This window comes from Pseudomonas sp. KBN12P06040, assembly GCF_037574965.1.
In the GTDB taxonomy this organism is placed as follows: Bacteria; Pseudomonadota; Gammaproteobacteria; order Pseudomonadales; family Pseudomonadaceae; genus Pseudomonas; species Pseudomonas aeruginosa.
The window spans coordinates 2,652,406-2,669,345 of record NZ_JBBELS010000001.1 but is presented as its reverse complement, the minus strand read 5'-3'; the positions used below and the strand labels follow the sequence as shown (position 1 = coordinate 2,669,345).

18 protein-coding genes are annotated in these 16,940 nt (G+C 65.1%); 11 read left to right on the top strand and 7 right to left on the bottom strand.

Annotated features, from left to right (window positions below):
- Window positions 1-22: 22 nt before the first annotated feature.
- The 6 genes from tusD (at window position 23) to VQ067_RS12750 (ending at window position 3,453) form a co-directional block, all read left to right on the top strand.
- Entirely contained in the window at window positions 23-418 is a 396-nt protein-coding gene (gene tusD / locus VQ067_RS12775; RefSeq protein WP_023128817.1) for a sulfurtransferase complex subunit TusD, read from the top strand.
- Window positions 415-774, top strand: coding sequence for a sulfurtransferase complex subunit TusC (tusC, locus tag VQ067_RS12770; protein ID WP_003090389.1), 360 nt, complete (start codon window positions 415-417; stop codon window positions 772-774). The genes tusD and tusC overlap by 4 nt, the downstream gene beginning before the upstream one ends.
- Window positions 774-1,079, top strand: a complete 306-nt coding sequence (tusB, locus tag VQ067_RS12765) for a sulfurtransferase complex subunit TusB (protein WP_003090391.1) — start codon at window positions 774-776, stop codon at window positions 1,077-1,079. The genes tusC and tusB overlap by 1 nt, the downstream gene beginning before the upstream one ends.
- Window positions 1,076-1,411: a TusE/DsrC/DsvC family sulfur relay protein gene (locus VQ067_RS12760; RefSeq protein WP_003090393.1), complete on the top strand. Its 336-nt coding sequence runs from the start codon at window positions 1,076-1,078 to the stop codon at window positions 1,409-1,411. Before tusB ends, VQ067_RS12760 begins: the two co-directional genes overlap by 4 nt.
- Complete coding sequence (locus VQ067_RS12755) at window positions 1,408-2,391, top strand: glycosyl transferase family protein (RefSeq protein WP_009314043.1); 984 nt, start codon at window positions 1,408-1,410, stop codon at window positions 2,389-2,391. The genes VQ067_RS12760 and VQ067_RS12755 overlap by 4 nt, the downstream gene beginning before the upstream one ends.
- A gap of 87 nt (window positions 2,392-2,478) precedes the next feature.
- Window positions 2,479-3,453: a glutathione S-transferase family protein gene (locus VQ067_RS12750; protein ID WP_003138951.1), complete on the top strand. Its 975-nt coding sequence runs from the start codon at window positions 2,479-2,481 to the stop codon at window positions 3,451-3,453.
- 4 nt (window positions 3,454-3,457) lie between these two features.
- Here VQ067_RS12750 and cysG read toward each other — a convergent pair whose 3' ends face one another.
- From cysG to ftsK, 5 genes are all read right to left on the bottom strand, one after another.
- Entirely contained in the window at window positions 3,458-4,855 is a 1,398-nt protein-coding gene (gene cysG / locus VQ067_RS12745; protein WP_003108773.1) for a siroheme synthase CysG, read from the bottom strand.
- A gap of 1 nt (window position 4,856) precedes the next feature.
- Window positions 4,857-6,137 (bottom strand): serine--tRNA ligase, encoded by a 1,281-nt coding sequence (gene serS / locus VQ067_RS12740; protein ID WP_003097631.1) that lies wholly within the window; start codon window positions 6,135-6,137, stop codon window positions 4,857-4,859.
- A 121-nt stretch (window positions 6,138-6,258) separates the two neighbouring features.
- Window positions 6,259-7,584, bottom strand: a complete 1,326-nt coding sequence (locus tag VQ067_RS12735; protein WP_033991811.1) for a replication-associated recombination protein A — start codon at window positions 7,582-7,584, stop codon at window positions 6,259-6,261.
- 9 nt (window positions 7,585-7,593) lie between these two features.
- The gene (gene lolA, locus VQ067_RS12730; protein WP_003090414.1) at window positions 7,594-8,220 is read right to left on the bottom strand and encodes an outer membrane lipoprotein chaperone LolA; all 627 of its coding nucleotides are present in this window, start codon (window positions 8,218-8,220) and stop codon (window positions 7,594-7,596) included.
- A gap of 25 nt (window positions 8,221-8,245) precedes the next feature.
- Window positions 8,246-10,681, bottom strand: a complete 2,436-nt coding sequence (ftsK, locus tag VQ067_RS12725; RefSeq protein WP_003131123.1) for a DNA translocase FtsK — start codon at window positions 10,679-10,681, stop codon at window positions 8,246-8,248.
- A gap of 227 nt (window positions 10,682-10,908) precedes the next feature.
- Between ftsK and trxB the strand changes: the two genes are divergently transcribed.
- From trxB to infA, 4 genes are all read left to right on the top strand, one after another.
- A complete protein-coding gene (gene trxB / locus VQ067_RS12720) occupies window positions 10,909-11,868 on the top strand; it encodes a thioredoxin-disulfide reductase (protein ID WP_033991814.1) in 960 nt (319 codons plus the stop codon).
- 37 nt (window positions 11,869-11,905) lie between these two features.
- Window positions 11,906-12,586 carry a leucyl/phenylalanyl-tRNA--protein transferase gene (aat, locus tag VQ067_RS12715; protein ID WP_033991617.1) on the top strand — a complete coding sequence of 227 codons (681 nt, stop codon included), beginning with the start codon at window positions 11,906-11,908 and terminating at the stop codon, window positions 12,584-12,586.
- 54 nt (window positions 12,587-12,640) lie between these two features.
- On the top strand, window positions 12,641-13,348 hold the full coding sequence (locus VQ067_RS12710; RefSeq protein WP_003108766.1) for an arginyltransferase: 708 nt from the start codon (window positions 12,641-12,643) through the stop codon (window positions 13,346-13,348).
- Between the two features lie 104 nt (window positions 13,349-13,452).
- Window positions 13,453-13,671 (top strand): translation initiation factor IF-1, encoded by a 219-nt coding sequence (infA, locus tag VQ067_RS12705; RefSeq protein WP_002553999.1) that lies wholly within the window; start codon window positions 13,453-13,455, stop codon window positions 13,669-13,671.
- An 81-nt stretch (window positions 13,672-13,752) separates the two neighbouring features.
- Here the strand turns inward: infA and clpA are convergent, their stop codons facing one another.
- Entirely contained in the window at window positions 13,753-16,029 is a 2,277-nt protein-coding gene (gene clpA, locus VQ067_RS12700; RefSeq protein WP_003090432.1) for an ATP-dependent Clp protease ATP-binding subunit ClpA, read from the bottom strand.
- A 27-nt stretch (window positions 16,030-16,056) separates the two neighbouring features.
- Window positions 16,057-16,425 carry an ATP-dependent Clp protease adapter ClpS gene (gene clpS / locus VQ067_RS12695; RefSeq protein WP_003097649.1) on the bottom strand — a complete coding sequence of 123 codons (369 nt, stop codon included), beginning with the start codon at window positions 16,423-16,425 and terminating at the stop codon, window positions 16,057-16,059.
- 225 nt (window positions 16,426-16,650) lie between these two features.
- Between clpS and cspD the strand changes: the two genes are divergently transcribed.
- Window positions 16,651-16,923 carry a cold shock domain-containing protein CspD gene (cspD, locus tag VQ067_RS12690; RefSeq protein WP_003090435.1) on the top strand — a complete coding sequence of 91 codons (273 nt, stop codon included), beginning with the start codon at window positions 16,651-16,653 and terminating at the stop codon, window positions 16,921-16,923.
- Window positions 16,924-16,940: the final 17 nt, after the last annotated feature.

The window sequence follows — 16,940 nt, the reverse complement described above, 5'->3', positions numbered from 1 at the left end:
GAAATCCTTCGCGTATCGCAGCATGAAATTCGCCATCGCCCTATTCGCCCCCCCCCACTCCCCCGCCGCCCGCCGCGCGCTGCGCTTCAGCGAAGCCGCGCTGGCCGGCGGGCACGAAATCGTCCGCCTGTTCTTCTACCAGGACGGCGTGCACAGCGCCTCGGCCAACGTCGTGAGCGGCCAGGACGAGTTCGACCTGCCCGCCGCCTGGCGCGAGTTGGTCGAGCGCAACGGCCTGGACGCCGTGGTCTGCATCGCCGCCGCCCTTCGCCGCGGCGTGCTGAACGCCGAGGAAGCCGAACGCTACGGCCGTCCCGGCGCCAACCTTGGCGCACCATGGGAACTGTCCGGACTCGGCCAGTTGCACGAGGCGGCGCAAACCGCGGACCGCCTGGTCTGCTTCGGAGGCGACCGATGAGCCAGTCGCTGCTGATCATCAGCCGCCAGTCGCCCTGGTCCGGCCCGAGCGCCCGCGAGGCGCTGGACATAGCCCTGGCCGGCGGCGCCTTCGATCTACCGGTCGGCATGCTGTTCCTCGACGACGGCGCGTTCCAGCTGGCTCCCGGCCAGCATCCTGCGCACCTGCAGCAGAAGGACCTGCAGGCCAACCTGCAGGCCCTGCCGATGTTCGGCGTGGACGACCTCTACGTCTCGGCCCGCAGCCTGCGCGAGCGTGGCCTGGCGGAAGAGCGCCTGGCCCTCGCGGTCGAGGTGCTCGACGACCAGGCCCTGCGCGACCTGCTGCAACGCTACGACCAGGTGATTACCCTCTGATGGCCACGACCCTCCACGTACTGTCCCGCTCGCCGTTCAATGACGGCCGCCTGGGCAGTTGCCTGTACCTGCTCAACCCCGGCGACGGCCTGCTGCTCTGCGGCGACGCCGTGCACGCCTTGCTGGCCGGCAGCCACGCCTGCCAGGCCCTGGAACTGATGCCGGCGGAAATCGAACTGTTCGCCCTGCTGGAAGACCTCCAGGCGCGCGGTATCGAGGACGTCCCCGCTCGCCTGGTGGCGGTGGACTACCCCGGCTTCGTCGAACTCGCCACCCGCTTCGACAAGGTCAACAGTTGGCTATGACGCTCCTTACGCTGGAAGGCCGGGAAATCCGGCTGGACAAGGACGGCTACCTCGCCGCCCTCGACGATTGGTCGGAGCCGGTGGCGGAAGCCCTGGCCGCCCGCGAGGAGCTGGCCCTGACCGCCGAGCACTGGGAGATTCTCCAACTGCTCCGCGAGTTCTATGCGGAGTTCCAGCTGTCTCCGGCCAACCGCCCGCTGATCAAGTACGTCGCCCAGCGACTGGGGCCGGACAAGGGCAACAGCCTGCACCTCAACCACCTGTTCAAGGGCGCCCCGGCCAAGCTTGGCGCGAAGCTGGCCGGCCTGCCGAAACCGAGCAACTGTCTATGACTCTCTCGACTCCCGCCGAACATCCGTTCGCCCAGTTCGTCCGCATCCTCGGCAAAGGCAAGCGCGGAGCGCGCAGCCTGACCCGGGAGGAAGCCCGCGAGGCCCTCGGCATGATCCTCGACGGCAGGGTCGAGGACACCCAGCTGGGCGCCTTCCTCATGCTCCTGCGGCACAAGGAGGAAAGCAGCGAGGAACTGGCCGGTTTCACCGAGGCGGTGCGCGAGCGCCTGCAAGTCCCGTCCTTGCGCGTCGACCTCGACTGGCCCAGTTACGCCGGCAAGAAGCGCCACCTGCCCTGGTACCTGCTGGCCGCCAAGTGCCTGGCCGGCCATGGCGTGCGCATCCTCATGCACGGCGGCGGCGCGCATACCGCCGGACGCCTGTACAGCGAACAGTTGCTGGCGGCGCTGGAGATCCCGCTCTGCCACGACTGGCTGCAGGTAGAACAGGCCCTGGAGCGCGGCCACCTGGCGTTCATTCCGCTCGGCGCCTGGATGCCGGTGCTGCAACGTATGATCGATCTGCGCAATACCCTCGGTCTGCGCTCGCCGATCCATTCGCTGGTTCGCCTGCTCAACCCCCTGAATGCGGATTGCATCCTGCAGAGCATCTTCCACCCCGGTTACCAGGAAACCCACCGCGAGGCCAGCCGCCTGCTCGGCGACCGGGCCATCGTCATCAAGGGCGAAGGCGGCGAGGTCGAAGTCAACCCGGACGTCGTCGCCCACCTGTATGGTTGCGACCAGGGCGAAGCCTGGGACGAGGAATGGCCGGCATTGTCGACGCACCGGCACATGAAGCCGGAACAGCTCGACCCGGGTTTCCTTCGGGCCGTCTGGGACGGCCGCGAAGGCGACGCCTATGGCCACCTGGCGGTGCTCTCCAGCATGGCCCTGGCGCTACGGGCCCTTGGCAAGAATCGCGAAGAAGCCTTCAAGGAAGCCGCACACTACTGGGCGACCCGAAACGAATCGATCTGATCGATACGAATAGCCCTTTATTTATATAAATTTATCGATCGACCGACACTAGACTGTTCCTCCAACGACGTATGGAGGAACCCGCTCATGGGACAGTTGATCGATGGCCGCTGGCACGACCAGTGGTATGACACACAGAAAGACGGCCGCTTCCAGCGCGAAAACGCCCAGCGCCGCCATTGGCTGGGCGAGCCGGCGTTCCCCGCCGAGGGCGGGCGCTACCATCTCTATGTCTCGCTGGCCTGCCCCTGGGCCCATCGGACCCTGATCGTGCGCAAGCTGAAGGGGCTGGAGTCGCTGGTGGATGTTTCGGTGGTCAGTTGGCTGATGCGCGAGAACGGCTGGACCTTCGACCCCGCCCACGGCTCCACTGGCGATCGCCTCGACGGCCTGGCCTTTCTGCACCAGCGCTATACCCGCGACGACCCGCACTACAGCGGCCGGGTCACGGTGCCGCTGCTGTGGGACAAGCAGGCGCAGAAGATCGTCAACAACGAATCAGCCGATATCGTCCGCATCTTCAACAGCGCCTTCGACGCCATCGGCGCCAACGCGCTGGACTTCTACCCGGAGCCGCTGCGCGAGGAGATCGACCGCCTCAACGGACGCATCTATCCTGCGGTCAACAACGGCGTGTACCGTGCTGGCTTCGCCACTCGCCAGGACGCCTACGAGGAGGCCTTCGTCCAGTTGTTCGAGGAACTGGACTACCTGGAAGGCTTGCTCGGCGAACGCCGCTACCTGGCCGGCGAATACCTGACCGAGGCCGATATCCGCCTGTTCACCACCCTGGTGCGCTTCGATGCGGTGTACCACGGACACTTCAAGTGCAACCTGCGGCGCATCGAAGACTACCCGAATCTTTCCGGCTGGCTGCGCGAACTGTACCAACGCCCGGGCATCGGCGAGACAGTGGACTTCGAACATATCAAGGGGCACTACTACGCCAGCCACCGCACCATCAACCCGACCGGGATAGTACCGCTGGGCCCGCGTCTCGACCTAGCGCGCGCGCCAGGCCGGGAACGACTTCCCGGCAAGGGCATCTGGGGAGAAGGCTGAAGGCTCAGGCGTCCTCGCGGGCGCCTTCGAACCAGGCCAACTTGTCGCGCAGTTGCACGACTTCGCCGACGATCACCAGGGTCGGCGCATGCACTTCGTGCTCGGCCACCAGCTGCGGCAGGTTTTCCAGGGTTCCGGTGAATACCCGCTGCTGGGCGGTGGTCCCCTGCTGGATCAGCGCCGCCGGGGTCTGCGCGGAGCGACCGTGGGCGACCAGTTGCTCGCAGATCACCGGCAATCCCACCAGGCCCATGTAGAACACCAGGGTCTGGCCAGGCGCTACCAGGTCCTGCCACGGCAGGTCGGTGGTGCCATCCTTCAGGTGACCGGTGACGAAACGAACCGATTGCGCATGGTCGCGATGAGTCAGCGGAATCCCGGCGTAGGCCGCGCAGCCGCTGGCCGCGGTGATTCCCGGCACGACCTGGAAAGGTATGCCGTGGGCAGCCAGTTCGTCGATTTCCTCACCGCCGCGGCCGAAGATGAATGGGTCGCCACCCTTCAGGCGCAGCACGCGCTTGCCCTGGCTGGCCAGCTCCACCAGCAGGCGGTTGATCCGATCCTGCGGCACCGCATGTTCGGCGCGGCGCTTGCCGACGTACAGGCGTTCGGCATCGCGGCGGCATAGTTCGAGGATCGACGGCGCCACCAGGCGATCGTAGAGCACCACGTCGGCCTGCTGCATCAGGCGCAGGGCACGGAACGTCAGCAGGTCCGGATCCCCCGGCCCGGCCCCGACCAGATATACCTCGCCCGTGGCTATGTGCGCGAGGCCGCCGGCCAGGCGCTCTTCCAGGAGACGCTCGGCTTCCGCCGGACGGCCGGCCAGGACACGCTCGGCGATCTCGCCCTGGAACAGGTTTTCCCAGAACACCCGGCGCTGCTGCAGGTCGGGTAGCAATTCCTTGACCCGGTGGCGGAAGCGGCTGGCGAGTCCGGCCAGTTGCCCGTAGGTCGAGGGAATCCAGGTTTCCAGCTTGGCCCGGATCAGCCGCGCCAGCACGGGCGCATCGCCGCCGCTGGAGACCGCCACCACCAGCGGCGAACGGTCGACGATGGCCGGGAAGATCACGCTGCACAGGGCCGGCGCGTCCACCACGTTGACCGGTATCCCGCGCGCATTGGCCGCTCGCGACACCTCGGCGTTCAGCGGTTCGTCGTCGGTGGCGGCGATGATCAGGGCGCAGCCGGGCTGGTCGCCGTCCTGGTAGTCGCGTTCGAGCAGCTCGCCGCCGCCCTGCTCCACCAGATGCCGCAGTTCGATGTGGATCTGCGGCGCGACCACGCGCAGGCGCGCGCCGGCGTCGGCCAGCAGGCGCGCCTTGCGCAGGGCGACTTCGCCGCCGCCGACCACCAGCGCGAGGCGCCCTTGCAAGGAGTGGAACAGCGGCAGGAAATCCATGTCAGCCGATCACCTCGATGCCAGCCATGTAGGGCTTGAGGACTTCCGGCACACGGATCGAGCCGTCCGCCTGCTGGTAGTTCTCCAGTACCGCCACCAGGGTGCGACCGACGGCCAGGCCGGAGCCGTTGAGGGTGTGCACCAGCTCGGGCTTGCCGGTTTCCGGATTGCGGTAGCGGGCCTGCATGCGCCGGGCCTGGAAGTCGCCGCAGTTGGAGCAGGAGGAAATCTCGCGGTACTTGTCCTGGCTGGGAACCCAGACTTCCAGGTCGTAGGTCTTGGTCGCACCGAAGCCCATGTCGCCGGTGCACAGCGCCAGCACCCGATACGGCAGCTCGAGCAGTTGCAGGACGCGCTCGGCGTTGGCGGTCAGGCCTTCCAGCGCCTCGTAGGAGGTGGCCGGATCGACGATCTGCACCATCTCCACCTTGTCGAACTGGTGCTGGCGGATCATGCCGCGGGTATCGCGCCCGGAGGCGCCGGCCTCGCTGCGGAAGCACGGGGTATGGGCGACGAACTTCAGCGGCAACTGCTTGGCATCGAGGATCTGCCCGGAGACAATGTTGGTCAGCGAAACCTCGGCGGTCGGGATCAGGTAGAGGTCGGCTTCGCCGTCGCGGCCGATCTTGAACAGGTCCTCCTCGAACTTCGGCAACTGGCCGGTGCCTTGCAGCGCCGGAGCCTGGACGAGATAGGGGGTGTAGGCCTCCTCGTAGCCATGCTCGGCGGTATGCAGGTTGATCATGAACTGCGCCAGGGCGCGATGCAGGCGGGCGATCGGGCCGCGCATGAGGGCGAAGCGCGCGCCGGAAAGCTTGGCGGCGGTCTCGAAATCCAGCCAGCCGTGCCGTTCACCGAGGGCGACATGGTCCTTGACCTCGAAATCGAAGGTCTTCGGCGTGCCCCAGCGACGCACTTCGACGTTGGCGTCCTCGTCGGCACCGACCGGCACCGACTCGTGCGGCAGGTTGGGAATGCCCAGCAGCATGGCATCCAGTTCGCCCTGGATGGCGTCCAGCTGGCGCTTGCCTTCCTCCAGCTCGGAGCCCATGCGGTCGACATCGGCCAGCAGCGGCGCGATGTCCTCGCCACGTTGCTTGGCCTGGCCGATCGCCTTGGAGCGCGCGTTGCGCTCGGCCTGCAGTTGCTCGGTACGGGTCTGTACCGACTTGCGCTGCTCTTCCAGCGCTTCGATGCGCGCGACATCCAGTTGGAAGCCACGGGTGGCCAGGCGGGCAGCCACTTCTTGCGGCTGGGTGCGTACCAGTTTGGGATCGAGCATGCTCTTTTCTCGTCTCGTGTCGGTTATCGGCGGTTCGTGGCCCGGTTGGCGCTTCGCCGGCCCCGGCGACGTCATCGACGCCGTCGCGGAAGCCTGGCTAGCTCCGCCGAGCCCATACCGCTCAGGATTTTCTGCGTTGGCGGGGGCTGGTGCGATCCAGCTCGGCCAGGTGTTCCAGCTTGTCGCGGATCTTCAGTTCCAGGCCCCTCGGCACCGGTTGATAGTAACGCCGCGGCTCCAGATCCTCGGGGAAATAATCCTCTCCGGCGGCATAGGCATCCGGCTCGTCGTGGGCGTAGCGGTATTCCTCGCCATAGCCGAGGCTCTTCATCAATTTGGTCGGCGCGTTGCGCAAGTGCAATGGCACTTCCCGCGAGCCGCTTTCGGCGACGTCGCGCATCGCCGCGTTGAACGCGCTGTACACCGCATTGCTCTTCGGCGCGCAGGCCAGGTAGACGATGGCCTGGGCCACCGCCAGCTCGCCTTCGGGGCTGCCCAGGCGCTCCTGCACGTCCCAGGCCGACAGGCACAGGCCGAGAGCGCGAGGATCGGCGTTGCCAACCTCCTCGCTGGCCATGCGCACCACCCGCCGGGCGATGTACAGGGGATCGCAGCCGCCGTCGAGCATGCGCGCGAACCAATAGAGTGCCGCGTCGGGATTGGAGCCGCGCACCGACTTGTGCAGCGCGCTGATCTGGTCGTAGAACGCCTCGCCGCCCTTGTCGAAACGCCGGCGGGTATCGCCGAGCAGATTCTGCAGCAGTTCGGGACTGATCTCGCTGCCGTCCTCGGCGAGGTCGGCAGCGTTCTCCAGCAGGTTCAGCAGGCGCCGCCCATCGCCGTCGGCGGCGGCCAGGAGAACCTGGAAGCTCTCCTCCGGCAGGCTCAGCTTGCGCTTGCCGAGGCCCTTGTCCTCGTTCAGCGCGCGGCCCAACAGCTTGCGCAGGGCGGCTTCGTCGAGGCTCTTGAGGACATACACGCGAGCCCGCGAGAGCAGCGCGTTGTTCAACTCGAAGGACGGGTTCTCGGTGGTCGCGCCAATGAAGATCAGCGTGCCGTCTTCCACATAGGGCAGGAAGGCATCCTGCTGGCTCTTGTTGAAGCGGTGCACCTCGTCGACGAACAGGATGGTCCGGCGCCCGTATTGCGCGGCGTGCTGCTTGGCCACCTCGACCGCCTGGCGGATCTCCTTGACCCCGGACAGCACCGCGGAAATGGTCTCGAAATGGGCGTCCGACACCTGCGCCAGCAGCCGCGCCAGGGTGGTCTTGCCGACTCCCGGCGGGCCCCAGAAGATCATCGAGTGCAGCGCGCCCTGCTCCAGCGCCTCGCGCAAGGGCTTGCCGCGGGCCAGCAGGTGTTCCTGCCCCACGTACTCGTCCAGGTTTGCGGGCCTCAGCCGTGCCGCCAGGGGCTGCGCGACGGGCTCGCTGCGGAACAGATCCACGGCTTGCGCTTACTCCTGGATCACGTCGACGCCCGGCGGAACGTCGAAGGTGAATTGCTTGGCATCCAGCGCCTCGTTCATCTTCACGTCGAAGAACAGGATGTTGGTGCGCTGGCCGACGCCATCGATCATCTGCATGTCGTTCACCTTGCCGCTGCGGAACGACAGGCGCAAGGTGTCGAAGAGGGTGTCCTTGGTCTTCGGCTTGAGTACGAAATCGACTACGTTGCCGCCTTCCTTGTAGGTGATGGCGAAGCTTTCGCTGATCTTCGAGATGTCGCCGGAGAGCAGCAGCGCCGGCGTCTGGGTCAGGCGCTGATCGAGCTTCTGGATGGTCACCTGCTCCAGGTCCGGGTCGTACAGCCAGACCTTCTCGCCGTTGGAAATGAGCAATTGCTCGTTCGGCGCATCGGTATGCCAGCGGAACAGTCCCGGCCGCTTCAGGCTCAGTTGGCCGGCGGTTTCCTGCAGGCGCGTGCCGCTACCGTCCAGGGTCAGTTGGGAAAAACGCGCGGTCAGGGTCTGGGCCTTGTTCAGCAGGCCGGTCAGGCGCTGGACGGCGGCGCTGTCGTCGGCATGGGCCAGCGAAGCGCCCATGGCCAGGGCGGCAACGAACAACGTGCGGATCAGTCGCATCGGAATCCTCTAAAACCTGTCGGGTTCAATCACGAACCGGCGCCGGCGCGATGACTTCGCGGGAGCCGTTGGTATTCATCGGGGTGACCACGCCGGCCATCTCCATCGCCTCGATCATCCGCGCGGCGCGGTTGTAGCCGATCTTCAGCTTGCGTTGCACGGCGGAGATCGATGCCCGGCGACTCTCGGTGACGAAACGTACCGCCTCGTCGTAGAGCGGGTCGTCCTCGCTGCCTTCGCCGGAGCCGTCGCCGCCATCGAAGGAACCGCCACCGCCGCCGCCTTCGTCGACGCCAGCGAGGATGTCCTCGATGTAGTCGGGCGCGCCGCGCAGCTTCCAGGCCTCGACCACCCGGTGCACCTCGTCGTCGGAAACGAAGGCGCCGTGTACGCGAATCGGCAGGCCTGTGCCCGGCGGCAGGTAGAGCATGTCGCCGTGGCCGAGCAGTTGTTCGGCGCCCCCCTGGTCGAGGATGGTGCGCGAGTCGATCTTGCTGGAGACCTGGAAGGCGATCCGGGTCGGGATGTTGGCCTTGATCAGGCCGGTGATCACGTCCACCGACGGCCGCTGGGTCGCCAGGATCAGGTGGATACCGGCCGCCCGCGCCTTCTGCGCGATACGGGCGATAAGCTCCTCGACCTTCTTGCCGACGATCATCATCATGTCGGCGAATTCGTCGACCACCACCACGATGGTCGGCAGGGTGCTCAGTTGCGGCGGCTCGTCGTCCGGGCTTTCGCGACGGAACAGCGGGTCGGTCAGCGGCGTGCCGGCCTCCTCGGCGTCCTTCACCTTGCGGTTGAAGCCAGCCAGGTTGCGCACGCCCATGGCCGCCATCAGGCGGTAGCGCCGCTCCATCTCCGCCACGCTCCAGCGCAGGGCGTTGGCGGCTTCCTTCATGTCGGTGACCACCGGGCAGAGCAGGTGCGGGATCCCTTCGTAGATCGACAGTTCGAGCATCTTCGGGTCGATCATGATCAGTCGCGCCTCACTCGGCGTGGACTTGAACAGGATCGACAGGAGCATGGCGTTGACCCCCACCGACTTACCGGAGCCGGTGGTACCGGCCACCAGCAGGTGCGGCATCTTCGCCAGGTCGGTGATGATCGGCCGACCGCCGATGTCGTGGCCCAGGGCCAGCGGCACGGTGGACTTGTGCTCGTCGTACTCCGGCGACGACAGCACTTCGGAGAAGCGCACCATCTGCCGGTCTTCGTTGGGAATCTCGATGCCGACAGTGGTCTTGCCGGGAATCACTTCCACCACCCGCACGCTGATCACCGCCAGCGAGCGCGCCAGGTCCTTGGCCAGGTTGGAAATGCGGCTGACCTTGACCCCCGCCGCGGGCTGGATCTCGAAACGGGTGATCACGGGGCCCGGATGCACCGAATCCACGCTGACCTCGACGCCGAACTCCTTCAGCTTGATCTCCAGCAGGCGCGACATCGCCTCCAGCGACTCGGGCGAGTAGCTCTTCTGCTTCACTTCCGCCGGGTCGAGCAGCGACAGCGGCGGCAGGGTGCCCTCCACCGCCGTATCGACGAACAGCGGCGCCTGCTTCTCTTTCAGCACGCGCTTGCTCGGCTCCGGGGCCTTCGGCGGCGGTGGCGGATCGATCTTCGGCGGCGGGCGCTTCTCCCGCTCGCTCATGTGCTTGGCCAGGGCCTCTTCGCGTTCCAGCAGGCGCTCCTTGGCCTTGGACTGTTCGCGGCGGTCCGGCACGCTCGGCGCCACCACCTCGGCGACACGCTCGTCGACCTCGCGCAGTTGCGCGACCAGTTGCTTGCGCTCGGCGCGCGCGCCCATCCAGCGATTGAAGGCGTTCTGGATCAGTTCGAAGAAGTCCAGGGTGATCTTGCCGGTGACATCCATCACCTTGAACCAGGAGAGGTCGGCGAACACCGTCAGGCCGAAGAGGAACAAGGCGAAGAACACCAGCGTGCTGCCCTGCACGTTCAGCGCATCCACCGCGACGCGGCCCAGGCTCTGGCCGATGGCGCCGCCGGCCGAGGCGCTGGCCGGCATGTGGCCGCTGGCGTGGAAATGGATGTAGGCCAGTGCCGAGCCGGCCAGGATCAGGAAGATCAGCCCGACCAGGCGCCAGGAAAACAGCCAGGTGTTCCATTCCCACGGCAGGTTGCGGCGGCGGAATACCTGCCAGGTCTTGATGCCCAGCAACAGCGGAAAGAGGTAGGCGAAGTAGCCGAGCGTCATGAACAGGATATCGGCGGATACCGCACCGAGCCGACCGGCGGCATTCTGCACCTGGTCAACCTGGCTCGAGTGACTCCAGCTCGGATCGGCCGGGTCATAGGTGAGCAGAGCCATCCACAAGTAGAGGCAGAGCGCGCCCAGCGCGATCAGGACCCCTTCCTTCAGGCGGGAATGCAGTTGCTGACGCCATGCGGCGGCATGGCTCGCGGTGGTCGAATCCTTCAAATCGCTATTTTTCCTGCGCACGGCTGGTGCTTTAGAAGCTGTCTTGGTCAAAACGCGCCTATTGTACGGCTTTAGGGAAACTCTGAAAAATCACACCCGAAATCAGCGGCAATCCGTGCGTGGCTGATCCCGGCCCCGGGGTTTTGCCGGCCTTTTGCGGATAGGTGTAGCATAGCCGGCAGAACTCTTCAGGCGGCTCCATTGGAGCACGCATTTTCTTATGTGACAAAGGCTTATGGAGTCTTTTTATGAGTGAAGTCAAGCATTCGCGCCTCATCATCCTGGGCTCCGGTCCGGCCGGCTATACCGCCGCCGTGTACGCCGCACGCGCCAATCTCAAGCCAGTGGTGATCACCGGCATCCAGCCAGGCGGCCAGCTGACCACCACCACCGAAGTCGACAACTGGCCGGGCGACGTCGAAGGCCTTACCGGCCCGGCGCTGATGACCCGCATGCAGCAGCACGCCGAGCGTTTCGACACCGAGATCGTCTACGACCACATCCACACCGCCGAGTTGCAACAGCGCCCCTTCACACTGAAGGGCGATAGTGGCACTTATACCTGCGATGCATTGATCATTGCCACCGGTGCCTCCGCGCAATACCTGGGCATGTCGTCGGAAGAAGCCTTCATGGGCAAGGGCGTTTCCGCCTGCGCCACCTGCGACGGCTTCTTCTACCGCAACCAGGTGGTCTGCGTGGTCGGCGGCGGCAATACCGCCGTCGAGGAAGCGCTGTACCTGGCCAACATCGCCAAGGAAGTCCACCTGATCCACCGTCGCGACAAGCTGCGTTCGGAGAAAATCCTCCAGGACAAGCTGTTCGACAAGGCCGAGAACGGCAACGTGCGCCTGCACTGGAACACCACCCTGGACGAGGTGCTGGGCGACGCCAGCGGCGTCACCGGCGTCACCGGCGTACGCCTGAAGAGCACCATCGACGGCAGCACCAGCGAACTGTCGCTGGCCGGCGTGTTCATCGCCATCGGCCACAAGCCGAACACCGACCTGTTCCAGGGCCAACTGGAAATGCGCGATGGCTACCTGCGGATCCACGGCGGCAGCGAAGGCAACGCCACCCAGACCAGCATCGAAGGCGTGTTCGCCGCCGGCGACGTGGCCGACCACGTCTACCGCCAGGCCATCACTTCCGCCGGCGCCGGCTGCATGGCAGCGCTGGATGCCGAAAAATACCTCGACGACCATTGATCGGACCCGGGGGAGGCCCGCCCTCCCCTACCCCGCCATGCTGACCTGGCTTTCCCGCACCGACTTCGACTTTCCGCCCCTCGACAAGGCCTTGCAGGAGCCCAACGGGCTGCTCGCGGCCGGCGGCGACCTCAATCCGCAACGCCTGGTCGCAGCCTATCGCCACGGCTGCTTCCCCTGGTACCAGGATGGCCAGCCGATCCTCTGGTGGTCGCCCGACCCGCGCACCGTCCTGTTCCCCGACGAACTGCACGTTTCCCGCAGCCTGGCCAAGTGCCTGCGCCAGCAACGCTTCGAAGTCACTTTCAACCATGACTTCCAGGCGGTGATCCAGGCTTGTGCCGCGCCGCGTGACTACGCCGACGGCACCTGGATCACCACGCCGATGCAACTGGCCTACCAGGAGCTGCACCTGCGCGGAATTGCCCACTCCGTGGAAGTCTGGCAGGAGCGACAACTGGTCGGCGGCCTCTACGGCCTGGCCATGGGCAGGCTGTTCTTCGGCGAATCGATGTTCAGCCGCGCCGACAACGCTTCCAAGGTCGGCTTCGTCACGCTGGTCCGCCATCTGCGCGACGCCGGCTTCGTCCTCATCGACTGCCAGATGCCGACCCGCCACCTGCACAGCCTGGGCGCCCGCGCCATCAGCCGGGGGGAATTCGCCGACTACCTGCAACGCTATCGCGACCAGCCTCCTACCGGCGACCTGGATTTTTAGGCGAGTTTCCGTGCCTGGCATAAACTTGCTTATGGGTCCCTGCTGGAGTTCACCATGACCGAACTCGCCCGACTGAAGTTCTACGCGACGCAACCGCACCCGTGCAGCTACCTGCCCGAGGAGCAGGCAACCACCCTGTTCCTCGATCCCAGCCAGCCCATGGACACGCAGCTGTACGCCTCGCTGTCGGAGGTCGGCTTCCGCCGCAGCGGCGACCATCTCTATCGTCCGCACTGCCAGCATTGCACCGCCTGCATCGCCGCGCGCATACCGGTCGCCGACTTCAGCCCGAACCGCCAGCAGCGGCGCATCCTCAAGCGCAATGCGGAACTGCAGGTGATCCGCAAGCGACCGAGCTTCAACGAGGAGTACTACGACCTCTATCGGCGCTACATCGAGCAACGCCACGCCGACGGCGACATGTATCCGCCCAGCCGCGACCAGTTCGCCACCTTCCTGGTCCGCGACCTGCCCTTCTGCTGCTTCTTCGAGTTCCGCCTGCATGGCCGCCTGCTGGCCATAGCCGTGACGGACGTGCTGCCGAACGGACTCTCGGCCGTCTATACCTTCTACGATCCCGACGAAGAGCAGCGCAGCCTGGGACGCTATGCGATCCTCTGGCAGATCGCCGAGACCGAACGCCTGGGCCTGCAGGCCGTCTACCTGGGCTACTGGATCAAGAATTGCCGCAAGATGAACTACAAGACCCAGTACCGGCCCATCGAACTGTTCGTCAACCAGCGCTGGGTCGCCCTCACCTGATAGCCGTGTGGCGCTATTGTCGATTTTCTGGCACAATGCACGCCGCTTTTCACGGCCCACCTCTCATTGAAAGGGCCACCCATAGATACCGAGGGCTCTACTGCATGTCGAAAGAAGACAGCTTCGAAATGGAAGGTACTGTCGTCGACACCCTGCCCAACACCATGTTCCGTGTGGAGTTGGAAAATGGGCACGTCGTCACCGCGCACATCTCCGGCAAAATGCGCAAGAACTACATCCGCATCCTCACCGGCGACAAGGTCCGCGTGGAACTGACGCCCTACGACCTGAGCAAGGGCCGCATCACCTACCGCGCCCGCTGAGTCGACACGAGCCGCTGCGGCTCGCCGATTGCAAAAGAAAACGCCCGGCATCTGCCGGGCGTTTTCGTTGCCGCGCTCGGATCAGGCGGGCTCCGCCGCCGTGATCTCGAACTCGAAGGCCAGCTCGTCGCCCTTCAGGTCGACATGCACCAGGCCGCCATGCTCGGCCAGCTCGCCGAACAGGATCTCCTCGGCCAACGGCCGCTTGATCTTGTCCTGGATAAGCCGCGCCATCGGTCGCGCACCCATCTGCACGTCGTAGCCCTTCTCCGCCAGCCAGCCGCGCGCCGCATCGCTGACCTCGAGCTGGACGCGCTTGTCCTCCAGCTGCGCCTGCAGCTCGGTGAGGAACTTGTCGACCACGCTCTTGATCGTCTCGGTGCTCAGGCGGCCGAACTGGATGATGGTATCCAGGCGGTTGCGGAACTCCGGGGTGAAGCTCTTCTTGATCACTTCCATCGCATCGGTGGTGTGATCCTGCTGGTTGAAGCCGATCGACGCGCGCGCCGCCACTTCCGCGCCGGCGTTGGTGGTCATGATCAGGATGATGTTGCGGAAGTCCGCCTTACGCCCGTTGTTGTCGGTCAGGGTGCCGTGGTCCATCACCTGCAGCAGCAGGTTGAAGACCTCCGGGTGAGCCTTCTCGATCTCGTCGAGCAGCAATACGCAGTGCGGGGTCTTGGTGATCGCCTCGGTGAGCAGGCCGCCCTGGTCGAAGCCGACGTAGCCCGGAGGCGCACCGATCAGCCGCGACACGGTATGCCGCTCCATGTACTCGGACATGTCGAAGCGCACCAGTTCCACGCCCAAGGCCTTCGCCAACTGCCGCGCCACTTCGGTCTTGCCCACGCCGGTGGGACCGGCGAAGAGGAACGAGCCGACCGGCTTGTCCGGCGCCTTGAGCCCGGCCCGGGACAGCTTGATCGCGGTGGACAGCGACTCGATGGCGTCGTCCTGGCCGAACACGGTCAGCTTGAGGTCGCGTTCGAGGTTGCGCAGCAACTCCTTGTCGGAGGTGGTGACGTGTTTTGGCGGGATCCGCGCGATCTTCGCCACGATATCCTCGACCTGCGCCACCTCGATGCGCTTCACGCGCTTCTCTTCCGGCTGCAGGCGCTGGTAGGCGCCCGCCTCGTCGATGACGTCGATGGCCTTGTCCGGCATGTGCCGGTCGTTGATGTAGCGCGCCGCCAGCTCGGCCGCGGCGCGCAGCGCCTCGTCGCTGTACTCGATGTGGTGATGCTGCTCGAAGCGCCCCTTGAGACCCTTGAGGATGCCATAGGTGTCTTCCACCGACGGCTCGGTCACGTCGACCTTCTGGAAGCGCCGCGCCAAGGCCCGGTCCTTCTCGAAGATGCCGCGGAACTCCTGGAAGGTGGTCGAGCCGATGCAGCGGATCTCGCCCGAGGACAGAACCGGCTTGAGCAGGTTGGAGGCGTCCATTACCCCGCCGGATGCCGCACCGGCGCCGATGATGGTATGGATCTCGTCGATGAACAGCACCGCGTGCGGGCGCTTGCGCAACTCGTTGAGCAAGGCCTTGAAGCGCTTCTCGAAGTCGCCGCGGTACTTGGTACCCGCGAGCAAGGCACCCAGGTCGAGGGAGTAGACCACGCTGTCGGCCAGCAGGTCCGGCACCTGGCCATCGACGATGCGCTTGGCCAGGCCCTCGGCGATGGCCGTCTTGCCGACCCCCGCCTCACCTACCAGCAGCGGATTGTTCTTGCGCCGGCGGGCAAGGATCTGCGCCACCCGCTCGACTTCATGCTCGCGCCCCACCAGCGGGTCGATCCGCCCCTGGCGAGCCAGTTCGTTGAGGTTGCTGGCATAGGCGTCCAGCGGATGGTTGGACGTGGCCGACTCGCCACCTTCCTCATCCTGCATATCCTGCTCCCCATCCTGCGGATGTTCGGCATGCCCGGGCACCTTGGAGATGCCGTGGGCGATGTAGTTCACCACATCGATACGCGCAATGCTCTGCTGCTTGAGCAGGAACACCGCCTGGCTTTCCTGTTCGCTGAAGATCGCCACCAGGACATTGGCCCCGGTCACTTCGCGCTTGCCGGAACTCTGCACGTGGAACACCGCACGCTGCAGGACGCGCTGGAAGCCCAGCGTCGGCTGGGTTTCGCGCTCGTCGTCGTGCTGCGGGATCAGCGGCGTGGTGGAATCGATGAATTCCTGCAGGTCGCGCCGCAGCTTGTCCAGGTTGGCACCGCACGCACGCAATACCGTTGCCGCCGCCTCATTGTCCAGCAAGGCCAGCAGCAGGTGCTCAACCGTCATGAATTCATGGCGTTTGGCCCTCGCCTCCTTGAAGGCGAGATTGAGGGTGACTTCGAGCTCTCGATTCAACATGGCTTCACCTCGCTCCCAAACATCCGATCAACTGTCTTTCTCTATCTCGCAGAGCAATGGATGCTGGCTCTCCCGTGCATACTGATTGACCTGCATCGCCTTGGTTTCGGCCACGTCCCGGGTAAACAAGCCGCAGACCGCCTTACCCTGAGTATGTACCGTCAACATGATCTTGGTGGCTTTTTCCCGGTCCATGTTGAAGAACACTTCCAGCACTTCAACAACAAAGTCCATCGGCGTGTAATCGTCGTTGAACAGTACCACCTTATACAACGGTGGCGGCTGTAATACAGGCTTCGACTCCTGTACCGCGAGCCCCGCCCCTTCGTCCTCGTGTTCATGAGGCTCGGGATGGTCCTGATTGAATGTTAGTCGAATCTGGCTAGGTGCATGCATGAGGAAAAAAAGCTTTGCCTTTCTGGAAAGTTATGGACCGACATGATGTTGATCCGTTTCTCAGGCGTATGGTTCAGCGCCTTGACTAACTGCAAAAGGGTGTTACAAACAATGGAATACCCCTACAGGGTATCAGGGGTTCCGCACCCGTCTCGACCCAGGTCGGACGCGGGATCGTAGTGGATGATACTCCAGCGTTGGAGTCCTTTGCAGAGGGATATGAGCATGCTCAGCGGTAAGGTCAAGTGGTTCAACAACGCCAAGGGCTACGGGTTCATCCTGGCCGAGGGCCGAGATGAGGACCTGTTCGCCCATTACTCGGCCATTCAGATGGACGGTTACAAGACACTCAAGGCGGGCCAGCCGGTCAATTTCGAGATCATCCAGGGACCGAAGGGACTGCATGCCATCAACATCAGCCCCGCCACCGCGACAACCGCCGCACCCTCCGCCCCCGCCCCGCAGGAAGAGCCGCAGGCGACGCCCATCGAAGCCTGACCCCCAACGCGGATGCG